Source organism: Synechococcus sp. R60.1, from assembly GCF_047461835.1.
Lineage (GTDB): Bacteria > Cyanobacteriota > Cyanobacteriia > Thermostichales > Thermostichaceae > Thermostichus.
This window is the reverse complement of record NZ_JANSIA010000031.1, coordinates 22,511-28,510: the sequence shown is the minus strand read 5'-3', so window position 1 is coordinate 28,510 and position 6,000 is coordinate 22,511. Positions and strand designations below refer to the sequence as shown.

7 protein-coding genes are annotated in these 6,000 nt (G+C 55.6%); 4 read left to right on the top strand and 3 right to left on the bottom strand.

Annotation, left to right across the window (positions count from 1 at the left end; all coding sequences use genetic code 11):
- A partial coding sequence (locus tag NW834_RS06235; protein ID WP_414426260.1) for a DUF2470 domain-containing protein occupies positions 1-108 on the top strand: 108 nt, incomplete at its 5' end.
- Positions 109-119: 11 nt separating this feature from the next.
- Here NW834_RS06235 and grxC read toward each other — a convergent pair.
- The 3 genes from grxC to NW834_RS06220 form a co-directional block, all read right to left on the bottom strand.
- A complete protein-coding gene (gene grxC, locus NW834_RS06230; RefSeq protein ID WP_414418871.1) occupies positions 120-380 on the bottom strand; it encodes a glutaredoxin 3 in 261 nt (86 codons plus the stop codon).
- A 92-nt stretch (positions 381-472) separates the two neighbouring features.
- Positions 473-3,268, bottom strand: a complete 2,796-nt coding sequence (gene polA / locus NW834_RS06225) for a DNA polymerase I (RefSeq protein WP_414418870.1) — start codon at positions 3,266-3,268, stop codon at positions 473-475.
- Positions 3,269-3,296: 28 nt separating this feature from the next.
- Positions 3,297-3,527, bottom strand: coding sequence for a hypothetical protein (locus tag NW834_RS06220; protein ID WP_414355428.1), 231 nt, complete (start codon positions 3,525-3,527; stop codon positions 3,297-3,299).
- A gap of 80 nt (positions 3,528-3,607) precedes the next feature.
- Here NW834_RS06220 and NW834_RS06215 point away from each other — a divergent pair, with 80 nt between their 5' ends.
- From NW834_RS06215 to psbP, 3 genes are all read left to right on the top strand, one after another.
- The gene (locus NW834_RS06215) at positions 3,608-4,318 is read left to right on the top strand and encodes a polysaccharide deacetylase family protein (RefSeq protein ID WP_414426259.1); all 711 of its coding nucleotides are present in this window, start codon (positions 3,608-3,610) and stop codon (positions 4,316-4,318) included.
- Between the two features lie 37 nt (positions 4,319-4,355).
- Positions 4,356-5,114, top strand: a complete 759-nt coding sequence (locus NW834_RS06210) for a PspA/IM30 family protein (protein ID WP_414329450.1) — start codon at positions 4,356-4,358, stop codon at positions 5,112-5,114.
- Between the two features lie 263 nt (positions 5,115-5,377).
- On the top strand, positions 5,378-5,902 hold the full coding sequence (gene psbP, locus NW834_RS06205; RefSeq protein ID WP_414355432.1) for a photosystem II reaction center PsbP: 525 nt from the start codon (positions 5,378-5,380) through the stop codon (positions 5,900-5,902).
- The last annotated feature ends 98 nt before the right edge of the window (positions 5,903-6,000 follow it).

Here is a 6,000-nt window from a genome sequence, read left to right as displayed (position 1 = left end):
CTGCGGATCCGCTTCGACCACCCCCTGCGGGACTCCGAGGACGCCCATCAAACCTTAATTGCCATGGTGAAGCAGGCCCGTGCCCAAGTTAAGCAAGCTATGAAGTAATGGAGACGGGATTAGCTGACCTGTTGCAGGAGCCGATCCAACTGGCCTCGGGACTCAAGGGCATAAAGATCGTCGCAGCCGCCGATGTGCTGGTTGTTGATGAAAATCTGCGGCACCGAACGGCGACCATTGGCCCGCTTGGCCATTTCCGCCCGTGCCACCTCGTCTCCATCGATGGCGTACTCGATATACTTCACGCCTTTGCGATCCAGCAGTTGCTTGGCCCGGATGCAGAAGGGACAAAAACGCCAGGTGTAAATCTCAACAGTCATAAGAAAACAACAAACGCTTTTACATAGCTTAACATTTTCACGGAGCCGGGATCCCTTTCCTTGCAAACCTGGGGTTTTCTGCCTCCCATGGTCTAGTTGGCTTCCTTCCAATTGTGGCCGATTTGGATATCCACAACCAGCGGTATGGAGAGGGGCACCGCTCCTTCCATTTCTGTTTGGATCAGCGGTTTTAGGGCCTGCCATTCCGAGGGATCCACCTCAAACACCAGCTCATCATGCACTTGCAGGAGCAAGCGGGAACGAAAGTTCTGCAGCTTTTGCCGCAGGCGCACCATTGCTACTTTGATAATGTCCGAGGCGGATCCCTGGATGGGGGCATTCACAGCTGCCCGCAATTCGGCTTGTTTGCGATGGCCTGTCAGACGAGACAAATTGGGAAAATAGCGACGGCGACCCAAGATCGTTTCTACATAGCCATGCTTTTCCACAAAGGCTTCAGTGGAGCGCAGATAGGTAAAAATGCCGGCGTAGCGCTCGTTAAATCGCTGTAAAAATTGCTTGGCTTCGGATAGAGAAACCCCCGCAGTGCGGGCAAAGCGCTGTGCCCCCATGCCGTAGATCACCCCATAGTTAATCGTCTTGGCCAGGCGACGTTCTTCGCTGGTTATTTCTTGTTTTTCCAGGAGCAGGCGGGCGGTTAGGGTGTGCACATCTTCTCCTGAGCGAAAACCTTCCACCAGGGCAGGTTCTTGGCTGAGATGGGCCAAAATACGCAGCTCAATTTGAGAGTAATCTGCTGCCGCCAATAGCCACCCCTCTTGGGGAATAAAAGCCTGTCGAATCCGGCGACTGAACTCGGTGCGAATGGGAATGTTTTGCAGGTTGGGGTTGGAGGAGCTGAGCCTGCCGGTGGCGGTAACGGTTTGGTTAAAGTCGGTGTGGACTCTGCCGGTATCCCTTCTCACCAAGGCGGGCAAAGCATCCACATAGGTCGATTTTAGCTTGGCCAAGGTGCGGTATTGCACGATGGTTTCGATGAGAGGATGATCCCCCTCTAGCTTTTCCAAAACCGAGGCATCGGTGGAATAGCCAGTAGCCGTTTTGCGGGTTTTGCGAATGTCCAATTTCAGCTTTTCAAAAAGCAGGGATCCCAGTTGCTTGGGAGAATTGAGGTTAAAGGTTTCTCCGGCCTGGGCATAGGCTTTCTGCTCCAAACTTTGCAGCTCTTGTTCCAGCTCTTGGGAAAATTGCCTCAGAAACTCGGTATCAATGCGAATGCCGATCCACTCCATTTCTTCCAGAACTTGGGCCAAGGGCAGCTCGACCTGAATAAAAAGATCCCACAGGCGCGGATCGGTTTTCTGTAGCTTTTCGGTGAGGATCGGCACCAGACGATAGGCACAATAGGCATCAGTTCCGCAGTATTCTGCAACTTTGGAAATCGGGATATCGGCAATGGACTGTTCCTTGCCCAGCAACTTTTTGTAGCTGGTGGTCGGCAAATTCAAATGGGTGGCTGCCAAATCGGCCAAGTTGTGGCTGGCTTCTGGATCCAAAACGTAGCTGGCCAACATGGGATCAAATCGGATCCCTTGCAGGCGGATCCCGTGGGCGCGGAAAATGCTCAGATCATACTTACAGTTCTGTAGGCTTTTGGGTCGGTTGGGATCTTCCCAGAGGGGCTGCAGGCTTTGTTTAACCAGCTCCCAATCCAGATTGGATCCCTGGCGGTGGCCGATGGGCAAGTAGGCGATATCTCCCTCTGACCAACAACAGCCGATCCCCACCAATTGGGCATCCCGTGGATCTAGACTGGTGGTTTCAGTATCCCAAGCTACAATCCCTGGGCAGGCCAGCAGCTCTTGCCGCAAAAGCTCCAGTTGCTCCGGCGTATCGATGATGCGCACCGCCGGCAGAGAAGGGACGGGATCGAGGGCAAAATCAAACCACAGGGCTTCGTCAGGAGCGTTTGCGGGATCCCCGGTGGGATTAAAAGCGCCAACCACCTCTGCCTCGGTTGGGATCCCCCCCAAAGCCGTTTGTATTTTGCGCACTTGGGCGATGAAGCTGTGAAACTCCAATTTTTCCAGCAGCGGCAGCAATTCTGCTTGATCAAACCCGGTTAATTTCATGCTCTCCCAGTCGGGAGAAAGAGGAACGTCGCATTTGATTCGAGCCATAAATTGCGAGTGATGGGCCGCCGGGATCCCTTCTTTGAGGTATTGCTGGACTTTTCCTTGGATCTCGTCCAGGTGGTCGAAAATTTCATCCAAACTGCCGTAGCGCTCCAGCAGCTCCACAGCTCGCTTGGGGCCGATCCCTTTCACCCCGGGAATGTTGTCAGAAGGGTCACCACAGAGGGCCTTATAATCCACCACCTGCCAAGGCCAGATGCCCAATTTTTCTTTCACTTGTTCGGGGCCAAACTCGCTGATGCGATCTTTGCTGTTGAGGTGCAAAACCCGAACTCTTCCATCGGTATCGATCAACTGGAACAGATCTTGATCGCCACTTAAGATCTGCACCCGGTAATCTTGGGGGGCTAGCCTACTGAGGGTGCCCAAAATGTCATCGGCTTCAAAACCAGGCACCACCAAAATCGGGATGCGTAGTGCCGTCAACACCTGCTTCAGGTTCTCCACATCTTCGATAAACTCCGGTGGCGTTTCCGGGCGGCCTGATTTGTAGGTTTCGTCGGCCTCGTGGCGAAAAGTGGGCTGCCGTGTATCAAAGGCAACGGCTACATGGGTAGGGGTGTATTTGTCCAAGACTTCTAACAGCGATTTCAAAAAGCCAAAGCTGACGCTGGTGGGGATCCCAGTGGAAGTGCGCAACCCCCCCTCGCGGCTGTAGGCAAAGGCGTAGAAGGAGCGATAGGCCAGAGAGTGACCATCCACCAGCAGCAGTGTTGGAGTTTGCCAAGCCATCAGCTGATACCTTGAGGGTGAATCTAGCCTATCGGATCTGGGCTATGGGCAGAAGGGATCCCACATCCGTCTCAAGAACTCGAGCGGCGGGCTGCTGCCGACACCCAATGGCAACTTCTGTAATCACAATCTGTAGGCACAATCTGTAATCACAACTGGCTAGGACGAGATCCAAAAGCCCATCGACGGGCCCGCCAACCCTGATTTCCGTTTTGCGGGCTACAATGCTCATGCCCATTTTTTCAATTGGTTGGCTCAATCGGCAATACCTAAATTTGTTACCCAGTTGATCACCCAAAGCATTGGCCTCTGGTTCTGGACAAAATACAGCCCGCCACAATGCTCTTCTCTTCTCAGCAAATCCTGCCCCCATCTCTCTACCCACCCCTGCATTGGGGCCTCAAGACCCTCTTTCCCGACGGCCTGTGGGAGTTGCCGGCAGATCCCCACACCCAGCGGGTGGCTCTGACCTTTGACGATGGCCCTCACCCTGAGTACACCCCTGCTTTGTTGCAGGTTTTGATGGATTTTCAGGTGCCGGCCACGTTTTTTGTGTTGGGAGAACGGGTGCAGCGCTGGCCCCACCTGGCCCGTCAGATCCGCCAACAAGGCCACCGCATTGGCCTTCACGGCTGGCAGCATCGCCCTTTTACCGAGCTTGCCCCTGGAGAGCTTTATCAGAGCCTGAAGCGCAGCCAAGCTGCCCTGGTGGCTGCCTGTGGCGGGATCCCTGACGATTATCGGGCTGTGCGCCCGCCCAATGGCTTGTTTTGGCCGCAGACGCTTGCGGATTTGCGCCGTTGGGGCTTTTGTCCGGTGATGTGGAGCGTGGTGCCTGAGGATTGGCTGATCCCACCGGTATCGGTGGTAGTGGAGCGGGTGCTGGCCCAGGTGCGGCCTGGCTCCTTAATCGTGCTGCACGATGGGGTACAAGGAGGAGCCCAAGTGGTTGAGGTAACGCGGCAGTTGATCCCAACTTTGAAGAAGCGGGGATTTGAATTTGTCCACTTGCCGGATCCCTGGGATCTTTCCAGTCAGGGAGAAAGTTAAATACAGTAGAGGCACGCACAAGCAGGAGGGTCAGGCCATGGGCGCACGCAAGATTATCTACGGCATTTTTGGGCAACGGGCCGGCAGCGTCATCGTCGGAACTTGGAACTGGCTGTGGGGGATCCCGGTGGAGAAAGGCGGCACAGGGGCGGTGATGGTGGCGGAAGAATCCCTACGCACGATGCAGGAGACGGTTCAGCGTCTCACGGAAGCCGTTGCCACCCAAGTAGCCGCCTATCAGCGGGCTGAGCAGAAGTACATGCAAAAGGTGCGGGAGTACCAGGCCCTGGAGAACAAGGCTCGCCTGGCCGCCCAACGGGGCGATCAAGAGGCTGCCCGCCTGGCTATGTCCCAAGCGCTGCAAATTGAGGCCATTCTCGGCCCCCTTAAGGAGAATGTGGAAACTGCCGAGCGCTACGTCAATGCCGCCAAGCAAAAGCTGGCCCGCGAGAAAGAGCGATTGGCCGCTTACAAGAGCGAGCTGAGCAACCTCAAAGACATCAACGAGGTGAACCAAGCTCTGGAGCAGATGACCCGCGTCAACAATTCCTACAACATCGACTCGGCCAAGTCCCAATTTGAGGCGGCAAAGAATGCTATCCAGGCTCGCCAGCTCAAATCCCGAGCCATGAGCGAACTCTCGGAAGATCGCAGCGAGCAGATTGCTGCCCAATTGGATGAAATGGCCATGGACGATGAAATCTCCCGCCGCTTGGCAATGCTCACCGGCCAAGGAGGTGCCCAGGCCAACCTGCCGCTACCGGATCTGGATTTCGAGAAGCGGCTCCCCCAATAGCGGCAGTTGCTTCCAAGCTTGGGGATCCCTCGCTTTTCAACCCACGTCGGCAACCCCGCTGCTAAGTTGCAGGGGGAGTTTTCCGTTGGGAATTGACGGTCAACGGGCTAGAGGGAGTGCGCTCGTACTAGGATGATAAAGGAACAATAGGCAACCCATCTGAGGAGAGGATCCCAGCAATGTCAGCAGCACGAGGCGGGCATTCTGCCCGATCAGGCCTGTGGCCCACTTACGCAACCAGCCCGTGGCTGTCTAGGGCGTTGTTGCTGCTCTGTGTTTGCCTCAGCTTGGTGGTTTGTGCCTGTTCCGCGGGCTCTAACCTGCGGGCCTACAGGGATCCCAGCGGAGCCTTTGCTTTTGCTTACCCCAACGGCATGGTGGCGGTCAATCTTGGGCCGGGGAAAGGGCCGGTGGTACTCCTGCGCGACCTGGTGTACGAGACCGAGAACGTCAGCTTGATGATCGCCCCATTTGACAAAGGGGAGACGATTGCCGATCTGGGCAGCCCGGCTGAGGTGGGGCAGTTGGTGGCGGAGAAGATCATAGCCCCTGAGGGATCCGGTCGCTCGGCCAAGCTGTTGGCTGCCGAAGCCTTTGAGCGGCAGGAGCACCCCTATTACCTGCTGGAATACCAAACCGATATGGGATCCCAGCTTCGTCATGAGGTGGTGACGGTAACCGTTCGGCACCATCGCCTCTACACGCTGACAGCCTCTACCCAGGAATCCCGCTGGCCTCAGGTGCAAGCTGCCTTTAGGAACGTGGGCCGATCTCTGAATGTTTCCTAAAGCTTTTCCTGAGAGGATTTTCTCAAGTGATTGAACCGGGTTGACGGACTTGGGTAGGTTAAGGTTGAGCCCTTTAGGGCTGAGTTATGGTCATTTTA

What these genes read in the sequence shown, in the direction of transcription:
- NW834_RS06215 (WP_414426259.1), top strand. Translation starts at nt 3,608, where the DNA reads ATGCTCTTCTCTTCTCAGCAAATCCTGCCCCCATCTCTCTACCCACCC.
- grxC (WP_414418871.1), bottom strand. Translation starts at nt 380, where the DNA reads ATGACTGTTGAGATTTACACCTGGCGTTTTTGTCCCTTCTGCATCCGG.
- polA (WP_414418870.1), bottom strand. Translation starts at nt 3,268, where the DNA reads ATGGCTTGGCAAACTCCAACACTGCTGCTGGTGGATGGTCACTCTCTG.
- NW834_RS06210 (WP_414329450.1), top strand. Translation starts at nt 4,356, where the DNA reads ATGGGCGCACGCAAGATTATCTACGGCATTTTTGGGCAACGGGCCGGC.